Source organism: Anaerococcus sp., from assembly GCF_022770135.1.
Classification (GTDB): Bacteria; Bacillota; Clostridia; order Tissierellales; family Peptoniphilaceae; genus Anaerococcus.
This window is the reverse complement of the sequence record NZ_JALEIL010000098.1, coordinates 1-14,248: the sequence shown is the minus strand read 5'-3', so window position 1 is coordinate 14,248 and position 14,248 is coordinate 1. Positions and strand designations below refer to the sequence as shown.

Below are 14,248 nucleotides of genomic sequence, written 5' to 3'. Positions count from 1 at the left end.
CTACCAAGCCATGAGACTAAGTGGAGCTGGAAATATAAAGGAAGCTTACGAGGATACCCTAGAGGGAAAACTCCCACAAGCAAAGATTACCAAGGAAGCGGCTTTGGGATATTCTTCCTACGGCAATCAAATTGGCCTTGCAACAGGACTTGTAGATGAGTTCTACCATGAAGGCTACACTGCCAAGAGGATGGAGTGCGGAGCAGTTATAGCAGCAACACCAGCAAGAAATGTCAAAAGACTTGATCCAGCCCCTGGTGATTTAGTAATCCTTCTTGGTGGTAGAACAGGAAGAGATGGTATAGGCGGAGCTACAGGCTCATCTAAATCTCACAAGATTACTTCCATCCAAACAGAATCTGCCCAAGTCCAAAAGGGTAATGCTCCAGAAGAGAGGAAGATTCAAAGACTCTTTAGAAGAGAGGAAGTCGCAAGACTTATCAAAAAATGTAACGACTTCGGCGCAGGTGGGGTTTCAGTTGCTATCGGAGAGCTTGCTGATGGAATCGATATATATCTTGACAAGGTTCCATTAAAGTACGAGGGTCTAAAGCCTTTTGAGATTGCCATATCAGAATCCCAAGAGAGGATGGCTGTGGTAATTGACAAGAAGGACCTTGATGAATTTATGGCCTATGCCAAGGAGGAAAACCTAGAGGCAAGTCTTGTTGCGAGAGTTACAGATAATAATACCATGACCCTTTACTACGGAGACGACATTGTAGCTAAACTTTCCTACGATTTCATAAACACCGATGGGGCTGAAAGATATGCCAAAGTTTCTTATCTAAGCGAAGATAAGCCAGATCTTTTAAAAGAAAAAGATGATAACCCAAGTAAATTCTATGAAAAGATAAACGACTTAGATCGACTAAGTAAGAGAAATCTTATAGAGATGTTTGATTCATCCATAGGAAGAAATACTGTCCTAAGCCCTCTTGGAGGAAGGAAACTCCTAAACCCTGCCCAAGTTATGGCAGCGAGAATTCCAGTTGATAAAGGCGTATCAAAGACAGTTTCTCTAATGAGCTATGGATTTGACCCAAAACTCTCATCAGAAAGTCAATATCTTGGAGGCTATTATGCAGTTGTAGAATCTCTTGCAAGACTTGTTGCAGTAGGATCAGACCTAGAAAAAATTAGACTATCCTTCCAAGAGTTCTACGAGTCTATGGATAGCGATAAAGCCTGGTCTAAGCCTCTTAAGTCCCTACTGGGAGCCTTTGAAGTATCAAGCTTTTTCGAAACACCTCCTATAGGCGGTAAGGATTCTATGAGTGGGACTTTCGAAGATTTAAAGGTTCCACCAAGTCTAATATCTTTTGCGGTAACTACTGAAGATATAGAAAATATTATTACCAATGACTTTAAGGGATCTGGAAGAATTGGTCTTATTAAGACCAGCTATAAGGAAGACGGAAGCCTAGATCTAGAAAAATTAAAGGAAAACTTCCAATATCTTAACAAGGAAATAAGAGAGGGAAATGTAATATCTGCAATTTCTCTAAGTAGGAAGGGACTTCTGGCAGACTTATTTGAGCAAAGTATAGGAAATACTGGTTTTACAATAGATTACGATAATCTCTACAATCCTATGTTCGGTTCTTTCCTAGTTGAATATAAGGATGATCGTGAGTTTATAGAAGATATTGGAAGCTTTAGCGAAGATATCATCGTAAATGGAGTAATACTTAATAAGGAAGAGCTTGAAGATATTTACCTCCATGGCCTAGATGAAATATTCCAAGGATATGAAAATACTCCATACGAAAAGCTAAGTCCTAGCAAGGTTACTAGGAGATTGAAAGCCAAAAATAATGTTTCAAAGCCACTTGTTACAATCCTTGCCGCTCCTGGAACAAACTGTGAGCTAGATAGCGAGAAGGCCTTTAGGAAGGCAGGGGCAGATACGGAGATTTTAGTCTTTAGGAATCAAAATGAAAGCGAGATAAAAGAATCTATAGATAAACTAGCAGATCTTCTAAAAGAATCTCAAATCTTTATGATTCCTGGAGGTTTCTCATTAGGGGATGAGCCAGATGGTTCGGCTAAGTTCTTGGCTAATATTATAAGAAATGAAAAAGTAGCTAGAGCTATAGAATACCTACTTGAAGAAAATGACGGCTTAATATTAGGAATCTGTAATGGCTTCCAAGCTCTCGTTAAGACTGGACTCTTGCCATATGGCAGGGTTAAAATCCAGGAAGAAGCTGATCCAACCCTAACATTTAATACCTCATCCCGCCACATAGCAAGTTTTGTAAATACAAGGTGCTTGACTAATAACAGCCCATGGACAGTGGGAATTGACCTAGATAAGACCTACAGAGTTCCAATCTCCCACGGAGAAGGAAGATTTATTGCAAATAAAGAAAAACTAGAAGAGCTTTTAGAAAATGATCAGATATTTTCAGTCTATGAGACTTCTCCTAACGGGTCTAACTATAATATAGAAGGAATCCTATCAAAAGATGGGAAGATCTTAGGAAGGATGGCCCATGCTGAAAGAGTTGATGATGATTTGTTCAAGAATGTCTATGATGTAGAAAGAGAATTGTTGTTTGAAAATGCTGTAAATTATTTTAGAAAGGAAGAGAAATGAAATTTTTAGGAGACGGATTAACCTTTGATGACGTTCTACTAGTACCAGGACCTTCGGAAGTCCTACCAAACGAGGTAGATACTACAACCAATCTTACCAAGAAAATAAAACTAAACATACCAATAATGTCTGCTGGTATGGATACTGTAACAGAATCTCAAATGGCTATAGCCATGGCCAGACAAGGTGGTATAGGAATTATCCACAAAAATATGCCTATAAATGAGCAGGCTAGGCAAGTTGATGTAGTAAAAAGGTCAGAGCATGGGGTTATAACAGATCCCTTCTACCTTCATCCAGAAAACCTCCTCCAAGATGCCTTAGATATAATGAAAAACTACAGGATTTCAGGAGTTCCAATTGTCGATAAGGACATGTATCTTAAGGGTATTCTAACCAATAGAGACGTAAGATTTGTCGAAGATCCAAACCTTGTAATTGATTCTATAATGACTAAGAAAAACTTAGTTGTAGGTTACGAGGGAATCAAGATGAAAGAAGCTATAGGACTTATGGAAGAAAGTAAAATCGAAAAGCTTCCTATAGTAGATGAGGACTACAAGCTAAAGGGCCTTATCACAATAAAAGATATCGAAAAGTCCAAGCAATACCCACAATCTGCAAGGGACGCTAATAACAGACTAGTAGTTGGAGCTGCTGTTGGTATTACCAATGATATGATGGATAGGGTAGATGCCTTAGTTGCTGCCAATGTTGATGTTATCACCTTAGATACTGCCCATGGTCATTCCAAAAACGTCCTTTCAGCTATAAGAAAGATCAAAGAAAAATATCCAGACCTAGACCTTATAGCTGGAAATGTCGCAACTGCTCATGCTACTCGTGACTTGATAGAAGCTGGTGTAGATTGTGTGAAAGTCGGCATTGGCCCAGGATCAATATGTACAACTAGAGTTGTAACTGGTATAGGAGTTCCACAAATTACTGCTATCATCGATTGTGTAGAGGAAGCTAAGAAATTTGGCATTCCTGTAATAGCAGATGGTGGTATCAAGTATTCAGGAGATATAACCAAGGCCTTAGCTTGTGGGGCTGATGTAGTAATGGCAGGATCGCTTTTTGCTGGTACTGAGGAATCTCCTGGAGATACAATTCTTTTTGAGGGAAGACAATACAAGGAATATCGTGGCATGGGTTCCCTTGCAGCAATGAAGGATGGATCTGGAGATAGGTATTTCCAAACTAATACCAAAAAGTATGTTCCTGAAGGAGTTGAGGGAAGAGTTGCCTACAAGGGTCCTGTTGGAGAGGTAGTATACCAACTCTTGGGCGGACTAAAATCAGGAATGGGCTATGTTGGAAGCAAAGACTTATCAGAACTTTACGAAAAAGCTCAGTTTATAAAGATCACTCCAGCTTCCCTTATAGAAAACCACCCACACAATATCACAATTACTAGAGAATCACCAAACTATTCTAAAAATTAGGAGGAATTATGACAGACGTAAGAATAATAATGGGCTCAGCCTCAGATGTAGAGATAGCTAAAAAGGTAACATCAATTCTTAAAGACTTCGATATTGATTACCAAGTATCTGTAATTTCAGCTCACCGTGCTCTAAATGTTTTGGAAGAGACAATTAAAAAAGATGACTGTGATGTCTATATAGGAATTGCTGGCATGGCAGCTCATCTTGCTGGAGTTATGGCAGGGATGACCATAAAACCTGTAATTGGAGTACCTGTTGGGGGAAGCAACACAGCAGGCCTTGATGCCCTACTTTCTATGGTTCAAATGCCAAAGGGAGTTCCAGTAGCTACAGTTGCCATAAATGGTGGCAATAATGCAGCTCTCCTTGCTATACAAATTCTCGCCCTAAAAGATGAAGAGCTAGCCTCTAGACTAAAAGATCACAAGAAAGAAATGCTTGAAAAAGTTCTAGCGGATGATAAAAATCTCGGTGAAATATAATGGCAAAATTAACTTATAAGGATAGCGGAGTCGATAAGGAAAAGGGCTATAAGGAAGTAGAGTTAATTAAAAAAATCGTAAAAGAAACCCACAGCAAGGAAGTCCTCACAGATATAGGAGGCTTTGCCGGAGCCTTTGCCCCAGACCTTACAGGAATCGATAATCCGGTCTTCCTAAGTGGAACTGATGGGGTTGGGACAAAGATAAAACTTGCCATGGAGATGGATAAGCACGATACTGTAGGAATTGATTGTGTGGCCATGTGTGTCAATGACATCCTCTGCCAGGGAGGAAGGCCCCTATTTTTCCTAGATTATATAGCTACAGGCAAGCTTAATCCAGAAAAGATGGCAAAGCTTGTCGAAGGAGTCGCAAAAGGATGTAAGGAGGCTTCAGCAAGTCTAATAGGAGGAGAGACTGCCGAGATGCCAGGTATTTATAAGGAAGATGATTATGACTTGGCAGGCTTTGCGGTAGGAATCTGTGATATGGATAAGCTAATTGATGGGAAAAGTCTAAAAGAAGGAGATATAGCCATAGGTCTTTATTCATCTGGAGTTCACAGCAATGGATTTTCCCTAGTAAGAGCGAGTATGAAACAAGCAGGAGTTTCACTAGATGATAGATTTAGTGAGGAAGAAAGTATTGGTGAAAAACTTCTAAGACCTACCAAAATCTATGCTAATGAAATCAAATCCTTACAAGAAAATATTGACTTAAAAGCAATTGCCCATATAACGGGAGGAGGTCTTTACGAAAATGTCCCTAGAGTTCTTAGTGATGATTTGGGAGTAGACTTTGACCTAAGTAAGCTCGATCTTGATCCAATCTTTACTAAGATTCAAGAATGGGGAAATATAGACACAGATGAAATGTATCATACCTTCAACATGGGAGTAGGCATGGTAGTGTTTGTAGACGAGAAAGATAAAAACTTGGCCCTAGACCTCTTAGAAGGCAAGGCTCAAGTAATTGGAAAAGTAAGAAGTGGAAATAAAGATATCAAAATAAATCTATAAGGAGATAAAAATGGAGAAAGTATATACAGGAAAGACAAAAGACGTTTACAAATTAAATGATGAAGAATATTTATTGAAATTCAAAGATGATGTAACAGGAAATGACGGAGTTTTCGATCCAGGCGCCAATAGTGTGGGACTTACAATGGAAGGGGCAGGCCATCAAGCTGTTGCCATGACCAAGTTCTTCTATGAAAAATTAAATGATAAGGGACTTACAACCCACTTTATTTCAGCCGACCTAGATAAGAACGAAGCAATAGTTAAAAAGGCAGAAGTCTTCGGTCAAGGTGTTGAAGTAATCGTAAGATATTACGCAGTTGGATCTTTCATAAGAAGATACGGCAAATACATCGAAAGCGGAACAAAGATCGATCCTTATGTAGAAATCACCCTAAAAGATGATGAAAGAGAAGATCCACTAATCACCAAGGATGCCCTAGTTTTACTAAACATAATGACTGAAGAAGAATATGAAGAGCTCAAGAACTTAGCCTTGAATATTGGCGAAATCGTAAGAGAAGAGCTAGGTAAAAAGGACCTCGATCTTTATGATATCAAATTTGAATTCGGTAGGATTGAAGATGGTAAGGTAGCCCTAATAGATGAAATCTCAGGCGGAAACATGAGAGCCTACAAGGGAGATAAGTATATCGAGCCACTTGAACTTGAAAAAATCATGCTAGGTTAATTAATTAGACTCTAGCTAAAGCTTTGAGAGAGGAAGTTTTAGCTAGGGTTTTCTTTTGTCAAAAATCACTGAGATAATTTCATTTTATAAATTTAAAAGTATAATAATACCTATGATACGATAACGCTTTAATGTAAAGGAGAAAATTATGGGCTTATCATTAGCTATGAAAATACTTAAAAGTCACTTACTTAAGGGAGAATTGATTCCTGGCGAAGAGATCGCAATTAGAATCGATCAGACCCTAACCCAGGATTCTACAGGAACTATGGCCTATCTTCAATTAGAAGCTATGGATATAGAAAACGTACAGACACAAAACTCACTTGCTTACATAGATCACAATATCCTCCAACAAGGATTTGAGAATGCTGACGATCACGAATTTATTAAATCTGCTGCCAACAAATATGGTATCACCTTCTCTAAGGCAGGAGGAGGGATTTGCCATCAGGTAAATCTAGAGCAGTTTGCCAAACCAGGACATACCCTCCTAGGATCTGATTCCCACACTCCTACTGGAGGAGGACTTGGCGAGCTTGCCATTGGGGCAGGAGGGCTTGAGGTTGCAGTAGCTATGGCCAGGGGCTTTTACTTTGTAAAAGTGCCTAAGATATATAGGGTAAATCTAAAAGGAAGTCTTCCGCCATATGCTAATGCAAAGGATGTAATCTTATACATATTAGGAAGGCTGACTGTTAAGGGAGGAACTGGCTATATTATGGAATATAGCGGGGAAGGTGTGAGGTCCTTATCCGTCACAGATAGGGCGACGATTTGTAATATGGGAGCAGAGCTTGGAGCAACGACTTCGATTTTCCCATCAGATGAAAATACTAGAATTTATCTTAAGTCACAAAACAGAGAAGATGATTATATTAATCTTGAAGCCGACCCTGAAGCCTCCTATGATGAAACAATCGACATAGATTTAAGTAAGATTGAACCTGCTGTCGCAAGACCTCATTTTCCAGACCAATATAAGCCTGTTAAGGACTTAGGAAAAATAAAGGTCGATCAAGTAGCTATAGGCTCTTGCACTAATTCATCCTATGAAGATTTGATGAAAGTTGCCTCAATCCTAAAGGATAGGACAGTCCATCCAGATGTTTCCCTAGTTATTTCTCCAGGATCTGCCACAATACTTGAAAAAATCTCAGAAAATGGGGCACTTGCGACCTTTATCAAGGCCGGAGCCAGAGTCTTGGAGTCAGGATGTGGACCATGTATAGGAATGGGACAAGCTCCAAAGGCTGGGGCAGTTTCCCTAAGGTCTTTTAATAGAAACTTTAAAGGAAGATCTGGGACTATGGATGCTCAAATATATCTAGCAAGTCCAGAAACTTGTGCTGTAAGTGCTGTTATGGGCTATATAGCAGATCCTAGAGAACTTTCCTATGAAACAGATTTTGATAAAAATGTAAGCTTTAACCAAAGCCAAGCCTATTTTATAAAGCCAATCGAAGATAAATCAAAGAGAGTAAAGGAAACGGTTAAGGGGAAAAATATAAAAGACTACCCAAAGGCAGAGAAGCTAAAGGATATAGAAAAGAAAATAATATATAAGGCTGGCGATGGGATAACTACGGATGATATTTGCCCATCAAATGCTAGGCTCTTGCCATTTAGGTCAAATATCGCCTATCTATCAGACTTTGCTTTCACTACCAAAATTGGTGACTTTAAGGAAAGAAGCGAGAAATATAAGGGAGGAATTATCCTAGCAGGAGAAAACTACGGTCAAGGCTCTTCTAGGGAGCATGCTGCCCTCATTCCTTTATATCTTGGAATCAAGGCAGTCGTTGCTAAGTCCTTTGCAAGGATTCATAGGTCAAATCTTATAAATAACGCCATAATTCCTCTGGAGTTTGTGAATCCAGATGATTATGAAAAAATAGATGAATATGACGATATTAGGATTTCAAATATAAGAGAAGATATAGGAAAGGGCGAGTTTATCCTAGAGGATTTAACAAAAGATATAAAGATTAGATTAAAGGCCGACCTATCGGAAAGGGAGAAGGAAATCCTCCTAGAAGGTGGCTATCTAAATTATGCGAAAGGATTGGAATTATAGGAGTATGTTTGTAACTTTAATTAAGGGAGATGGGATAGGGCCAGAAATTACAGAGTCCCTAAAGAAAGTGGTAAGCAGTCTAAAAGTTGATATAGAATTTGAAGAAATAAATGCAGGTCTATCTGTCTTTGAGAAGGAGGGAGTCTACATTCCCCAGGCCTTATTCGACTCTATAAATAAAAATAAAATCGCGATCAAGGGACCAATTACAACTCCTATTGGTCATGGTTTTAGGTCGATTAATGTAGAACTTAGGAAGAAGTTTGACCTATATGCAAATATCAGACCTATAAAGGCCCCGGGCCCGCTCGATTTGAAGTTTGATGGAGTGGATATGGTTATTTTTAGGGAAAACACAGAGGACTTGTATGCCGGTGTTGAAGAAATGAAATCTCCAGATGAGGCTCATTCGATAAAAATTATTACTAGGGAAAAATCAGAGAGGATAATAAGAGCGGCCTTTGACTATGCTAGGGAAAATAATCGCAAAAAAGTCAGCGTTATAACCAAGGCTAATATTATGAAGCTAAGTGATGGGCTTTTCCTAGATGTGGCAAGGGACCTTGCAAAAGAATATCCTGATATTGAAGTCGAAGAGCTTCTAGTAGATAATACTGCCATGCAAATGGTTATGAATCCAGAAAGATTTGATGTTTTGGTAACAGAAAATCTCTATGGGGACATCCTATCAGACCTTGGAGCAGGTCTTGTTGGAGGTCTTGGCCTTATGCCTGGGGTAAATAAGGGTAAGGATATTGCAATTTACGAATCAATTCATGGTTCTGCTCCAGATATAGCAGGGAAGAACCTTGCAAATCCTATAGCCCTCCTCCTAAGCTTTTGTTTATTACTCGATGATATAGGAGAAAAAGATAAGGCAAAAAATCTTAGAGGGGCAATCTATGAAACTTTGAAGGATAAGAAAAACTATACTAGGGACCTTGGCGGGACAAATTCAACTTGTGGCATTACAGATACAATAATTTCTTTCTTGGGTGATAATAATGGATAAGAAACAAGAAGAAGGACTAAAGTTCTATGCCAAAGAGATTGAAAGAAATAATAAAATCAAAAAAGAAGTCTATGAAAATTATAATATAAAAAGAGGGCTTAGGAACAAAAATGGGACTGGAGTCCTTGTCGGAGTAACCCAAGTGGGGGATGTGTGTGGATATAAAATTATAGATAATAAAAAAATTCCCAGCCGAGGAGAACTCTACTACAGGGGCTATCCTATTACTGAAATTGTAAGAGATATAGAGAGTGATAAAAGATTGGGCTTTGAAGAGATTATCTACCTCTTACTATTCAGTAAACTAGCAAACGAGGATGAGCTAGAATCTTTTAAGAGAATCCTTGTCGAAGAAAGAGCCCTGGCAGATGGTTTTTTTGAGGACATCATCCTTAAGGTTCCTGGTTCTGACATAATGAATAAGATGATGAGGTCCCTGCTCGCTCTTTATACTTATGACAAAAATCCCGATGGGACAGATGCCCTAAATGTCCTAAGCCAATCCCTATCTTTAATTTCAAAAATACCAATACTTGCAGTCTACTCCTACCAGGTCAAAATCCACAACTTTGATAAGAAGTCACTGATAATTCACAATGCAGATGATAACTTGACAATCGCAGAAAACATCCTACAAATGCTAAGAAATGATCAAGCTTACGAAAAAATTGAGGCTGAAATCTTAGATTTGATGCTTATAATTCACGCAGAGCATGGTGGAGGAAACAACTCAGCCTTTGCGACCCATGTGGTATCCTCTTCTGGGACAGATACATATTCTGCTATTGCAGCAGGTCTTGCATCCCTTAAGGGTCCCAAGCACGGTGGGGCCAATCTTAAAGTAAGTAGGATGCTTAAAGACATAAGGGAAAATGTAGATGACTTAGATGACACTTCTAAGATAAAATCCTATCTAGAAAAAATCCTAGATAAAAAAGCCTTCGACAAGAAGGGATTAATCTATGGCCTAGGACACGCTGTCTATACACTTTCAGATCCGAGGGCAATCCTTCTAAAGAAAAAGGCAAAAGAGCTTTCTATATTAAAGGGAAGGCAAGAAGATTTTCACTTTATAGAAAATGTAGAAAAAATAGGAAAAGATTTGATAAGTCAAAGACAGAATAGGCCGTATCCACCTTGTGCCAATGTCGATCTTTACTCAGGATTTGTCTACGATATGTTAAATATTCCAGAAGAGCTCTACCTACCAATGTTTGCTATAGCAAGAACAGTTGGCTGGTCTGCCCATAGATTAGAGCAAATTCAAGATGAGAAAATAATCAGACCTGCTTACAAGTCTTTAAATGGTAGAAGAGACTACGTTCCTTTAGGCAAAAGAAAATAAAGTCTTGTAATTTTAAAATTTAATATTTTAATTAAATTCAGGTAAGTGGCTCGCTTGCTTGAATTTTTTTCTTTTGGGTAGAATTATAAGGTAAGTAGATAAAAAATAAAAAGTGAGGATTTAATCTCACATAAAGTGAATGTTTTAAAATAATTAATTTATAAATAAACTGAGAATATATTAATTAAATCCAGGAGGAAGAATGATAAAAGAACTTGTTAGAAACAAGATCGGTATTATCTATCTTGATAGGGCTGATAAAATCAATGCCTTAAATCTTGATATGATATATGAAATTTATGACATATTAGAAAAATGGAAAGATGACGGAAGGATTAGGGCAGTCTTATTTGATTCCCTAGCAGATAAGGGATTTTGTGCTGGAGGAGATCTCAAGGAAGTCTATGAAGATTATCTTACAAATGATAAGGAAGACGATAAAGATAAGTTCTTTAGGACAGAGTTTGAGCTAGATAAGTACATCGAAAGATACAAAAAGCCAGTAATTAGTCATTGGTTTGGCATAACTATGGGAGGAGGAATTGGGCTTACTATAAACTCCGATATAATTATTACAGATGAGACTACAAATTGGGCCATGCCAGAGACAAGACTTGGTTTTGTGCCAGATGTTGGAGTATGTAAGGAGATTTCAAAGCTTCCCCAAGCCCTAGGCCAATACCTTGCCTTAACGGGGTCAAGTCTTGGGGCTAGTGATTTGATTAAATATGACCTAGCAGACTTCTATATTAAATCTTCTAAATATGAAGATATTATAAACAAACTATTTACCTTATCTGACGAGTACGAGGGAGATAAATTAATAGATGAGTTTAGAAAAATCCTTGAGAATAATGAAAATAAGGAAAATACTTCAAAGATAGAAGATGATTTAGGAAAGATTGAAGAATATTTCTCCCTAGATTCTTATAGGGTTATTTATGAAAAACTTAAGGCAAATACAAGTGATGAATTTGCAAGAAAAACTCTTGCCAACCAAAATGAAAGATTTCCTTTTATGCTAAGCCTTCAATTTGAGAAATATTTTCTCTGCAAGGACTTAACTTATGCTGAAACTATCGACCTAGATTACGAAATTTTAAAATACTCTGTAGAGCTTGGATCTATGGAAGAAGGAATCAGAGTAACTATGATTGATAAAGAAGATTCAGCAAAATGGCCGATCAAGAGTATTGATGAAGTAGATATGGGTAAGGTAAAAGATCTTTTAGGCATAGATAAGACTTACGAAGAAAGACTTAGTAATTAATTAGCTCTATATTAAATTGGGTATAAATTTATTAATAGAGGAGGAATTATGAACAAGAGAAAGATAAGTATGATTTTTTTCATAATTGGTCTTTTGGCCTTTGGCATATCTTTGATACTACCCGTTGATATCTTAGAAGCTTATACGAACTTAAGACCTGTAGGAATTGGAACCCTAATAGTTTGCCCAATATTAGGTATAATTGGCCTATTATTTGCAATTAGAGAAAAAACAATAGTGGTAGCTCTACTAAATGTTTTATTGATTTTATCATTTCCAATAGTTATGCTTATAGGATATAGCTTAATGTAGTTACTAGCTTCTAGCTTAGGCTGGGAGCTAATTTATTTATAAAATAAGAAAACATTTGCACAAAAGGAAGGAATACAAATGACTAATAAAAAATTTTCAATCCAAGATACCTACGGAGAAAGATTCAAACATTGTTGGGGATGTGGTCCCGATAACGAATCTGGTCTTCACCTAAAATCCTATCCAAGTGAAGATGGGACTTCTTGTATAGCAGAAATCATTCCAGATGCTAAATATACTGGTGGAGTCCCACAAAACCTATTTGGAGGAATGATAGCCATGCTATTTGACTGCCACGGAACAGCTTCCGCTGCCTATTTCAAGCACAAGGATAAAGGACTTGAACTTAGCGAAGATACAGTAATAGGTAGATTTATTACAGCAAGACTTGAAATAAACTTCAAAAAACCAACTCCAATGGCTGAGACTGTAAAAATAATAGCAGAGCCTTTAGAGATAGGAGATAGGAAAGTAATAGTAGATATGAAAATGTATGCCAAGGAAGAATTAAGGGCTGAGGCAAAGATGGTAGCTGTCGCAGTTAAGGATAATATGTAATGCCTATTATTTAAGTTGATTTTTTATAAAAAATATTATAGTTTAGAGCTTGTTAGTCACTGCTTATCTAATATCGAAATTATTTATAAGGTCGTTAATAAGATTACAAACGGTATTTTATTTGAGCATTTGTGAAATCTTGCAGGCTCTTTTTTTATTTAGATAGCTACCGTATTGACAGATAATGACTATTAGCTTATAATATGAATAAGAGCTAATGGATATTAGCCTGGGAGGATTATATGAATACTAGAGAAAAAATTCTAGATAAATCTTTGGATTTGTTTTCTGAAGATGGGTATTCTGACGTAAGCTTAGAAAAAATCGCAAGTGAAGTCGGAATCAAGGCTCCATCAATATACAAGCACTTTAAGTCAAAGAAGGATATTTATGATAGCCTCTTGGCTACGGCTATATGTAAGGTGGACCAACGTCTAGAAGGGATTGATAAATATGTAGTGCATAAGGGCGAGTCAAATAGGCTTGATCTTCCTAGACTTTCTATCGATATATTTGAGTATCTACTTCATGATGATTATGTTTCACGAATCAGGAAAATGATTTCAATAGAGATGTATAAAAATCCCCATGCTATGCAGTTTTATGTAGAGAAGTTTATTGAAAATCCAATTGCCAAACATGAGGAGTTTATCAGAAATTTAGATATAAAAGAAGATGTTGACGAAAAGGTCCTAGCTACAATATTTTATTCACCAATTCTTCTTGCCGTAAAGCTTTATGATGCTGATCCAGCTAAGGAAGAAGAACTAATAGGCTTGTTGAATAATTCATATAAAATGTTAGAAAATATACGGAGATAGTATAGAGGAGGAAAATATGAATTTGAACGAAAAATTTACAACTTATGCAGTAGGAAAAACTTTGTCTTATATCCACAAAGATCCAGAGAAGAATTTGCCAAAGGCGGTTAGCCTTGCTAGAAAGATATCTCCAAACGCTTATTCTTCACAAATCGATAGGATTGAAGAAGTTATAAATGATCCTGATAATGTCTTTTATAAGTACATAATAAACATGCTTGATAGAATCGATGAGGATGTTTTCGATAAGACAATTACAAACTTTATGTTAAACGGTGTACTATTTAGTGAAGATCTTAAAAGAGAAACAAGAGAAAAATACAATTGTAATGTTCCTTGGACAATTCTTCTTGATCCAACTACAGCTTGTAATTTGAAATGTACTGGATGTTGGGCGGCAGAATATGGTAAGAGCCTAAATCTAAGCTATGATGAAATAGACGATATCATAAATCAAGGTAAGGATATGGGCATATATTTTTACATATATACAGGTGGGGAGCCTTTAGTAAGAAAGAAAGATATTTTAAAGATTGCTGAAAAACATAACGACTGTGAATTTCTAATATTTACCAACTCTACCTTAATTGATGATGACTTCGTAGACG

Annotated in this window: 13 protein-coding genes; all 13 read left to right on the top strand. The window is 37.3% G+C overall.

The genetic code is table 11. From position 1 onward, the window contains the following. The coding region (locus tag MRZ08_RS04705) for a phosphoribosylformylglycinamidine synthase (protein ID WP_297379893.1) at nucleotides 1-2,602 on the top strand (2,602 nt) is incomplete at its 5' end. After that, nucleotides 2,599-4,050, top strand: a complete 1,452-nt coding sequence (guaB, locus tag MRZ08_RS04700) for an IMP dehydrogenase (protein WP_297379891.1) — start codon at nucleotides 2,599-2,601, stop codon at nucleotides 4,048-4,050. The genes MRZ08_RS04705 and guaB, both read left to right, overlap by 4 nt. Before the next feature lie 8 nt (nucleotides 4,051-4,058). Then, nucleotides 4,059-4,535: a 5-(carboxyamino)imidazole ribonucleotide mutase gene (gene purE, locus MRZ08_RS04695; RefSeq protein ID WP_297379888.1), complete on the top strand. Its 477-nt coding sequence runs from the start codon at nucleotides 4,059-4,061 to the stop codon at nucleotides 4,533-4,535. Next, on the top strand, nucleotides 4,535-5,554 hold the full coding sequence (gene purM, locus MRZ08_RS04690) for a phosphoribosylformylglycinamidine cyclo-ligase (protein ID WP_297379885.1): 1,020 nt from the start codon (nucleotides 4,535-4,537) through the stop codon (nucleotides 5,552-5,554). The genes purE and purM overlap by 1 nt, the downstream gene beginning before the upstream one ends. A 10-nt stretch (nucleotides 5,555-5,564) precedes the next feature. Beyond that, on the top strand, nucleotides 5,565-6,245 hold the full coding sequence (locus MRZ08_RS04685) for a phosphoribosylaminoimidazolesuccinocarboxamide synthase (RefSeq protein WP_297379882.1): 681 nt from the start codon (nucleotides 5,565-5,567) through the stop codon (nucleotides 6,243-6,245). Between the two features lie 148 nt (nucleotides 6,246-6,393). Then, complete coding sequence (locus MRZ08_RS04680) at nucleotides 6,394-8,322, top strand: aconitate hydratase (RefSeq protein ID WP_297379880.1); 1,929 nt, start codon at nucleotides 6,394-6,396, stop codon at nucleotides 8,320-8,322. Between the two features lie 4 nt (nucleotides 8,323-8,326). Continuing rightward, a complete protein-coding gene (locus MRZ08_RS04675; RefSeq protein WP_297379878.1) occupies nucleotides 8,327-9,334 on the top strand; it encodes an isocitrate/isopropylmalate family dehydrogenase in 1,008 nt (335 codons plus the stop codon). Then, complete coding sequence (locus MRZ08_RS04670) at nucleotides 9,327-10,679, top strand: citrate/2-methylcitrate synthase (protein WP_297379876.1); 1,353 nt, start codon at nucleotides 9,327-9,329, stop codon at nucleotides 10,677-10,679. Before MRZ08_RS04675 ends, MRZ08_RS04670 begins: the two co-directional genes overlap by 8 nt. A gap of 202 nt (nucleotides 10,680-10,881) precedes the next feature. Continuing rightward, nucleotides 10,882-11,949: an enoyl-CoA hydratase/isomerase family protein gene (locus MRZ08_RS04665; RefSeq protein WP_297379874.1), complete on the top strand. Its 1,068-nt coding sequence runs from the start codon at nucleotides 10,882-10,884 to the stop codon at nucleotides 11,947-11,949. A gap of 48 nt (nucleotides 11,950-11,997) precedes the next feature. Next, complete coding sequence (locus tag MRZ08_RS04660) at nucleotides 11,998-12,261, top strand: hypothetical protein (protein WP_297379872.1); 264 nt, start codon at nucleotides 11,998-12,000, stop codon at nucleotides 12,259-12,261. A gap of 78 nt (nucleotides 12,262-12,339) precedes the next feature. Then, complete coding sequence (locus MRZ08_RS04655; protein ID WP_297379870.1) at nucleotides 12,340-12,819, top strand: hotdog fold domain-containing protein; 480 nt, start codon at nucleotides 12,340-12,342, stop codon at nucleotides 12,817-12,819. A 242-nt stretch (nucleotides 12,820-13,061) separates the two neighbouring features. Beyond that, a complete protein-coding gene (locus MRZ08_RS04650; protein ID WP_297379867.1) occupies nucleotides 13,062-13,640 on the top strand; it encodes a TetR/AcrR family transcriptional regulator in 579 nt (192 codons plus the stop codon). 16 nt (nucleotides 13,641-13,656) lie between these two features. Next, nucleotides 13,657-14,248: radical SAM protein (locus tag MRZ08_RS04645; RefSeq protein WP_297379864.1), on the top strand; the 592-nt coding region annotated here is incomplete at its 3' end.

Bases quoted from the DNA above. Each gene is read 5' to 3' on its own strand.
- guaB (WP_297379891.1), top strand. From the start codon at position 2,599: ATGAAATTTTTAGGAGACGGATTAACCTTTGATGACGTTCTACTAGTA.
- purE (WP_297379888.1), top strand. From the start codon at position 4,059: ATGACAGACGTAAGAATAATAATGGGCTCAGCCTCAGATGTAGAGATA.
- purM (WP_297379885.1), top strand. From the start codon at position 4,535: ATGGCAAAATTAACTTATAAGGATAGCGGAGTCGATAAGGAAAAGGGC.
- MRZ08_RS04685 (WP_297379882.1), top strand. From the start codon at position 5,565: ATGGAGAAAGTATATACAGGAAAGACAAAAGACGTTTACAAATTAAAT.
- MRZ08_RS04680 (WP_297379880.1), top strand. From the start codon at position 6,394: ATGGGCTTATCATTAGCTATGAAAATACTTAAAAGTCACTTACTTAAG.
- MRZ08_RS04675 (WP_297379878.1), top strand. From the start codon at position 8,327: ATGTTTGTAACTTTAATTAAGGGAGATGGGATAGGGCCAGAAATTACA.
- MRZ08_RS04670 (WP_297379876.1), top strand. From the start codon at position 9,327: ATGGATAAGAAACAAGAAGAAGGACTAAAGTTCTATGCCAAAGAGATT.
- MRZ08_RS04665 (WP_297379874.1), top strand. From the start codon at position 10,882: ATGATAAAAGAACTTGTTAGAAACAAGATCGGTATTATCTATCTTGAT.
- MRZ08_RS04660 (WP_297379872.1), top strand. From the start codon at position 11,998: ATGAACAAGAGAAAGATAAGTATGATTTTTTTCATAATTGGTCTTTTG.
- MRZ08_RS04655 (WP_297379870.1), top strand. From the start codon at position 12,340: ATGACTAATAAAAAATTTTCAATCCAAGATACCTACGGAGAAAGATTC.
- MRZ08_RS04650 (WP_297379867.1), top strand. From the start codon at position 13,062: ATGAATACTAGAGAAAAAATTCTAGATAAATCTTTGGATTTGTTTTCT.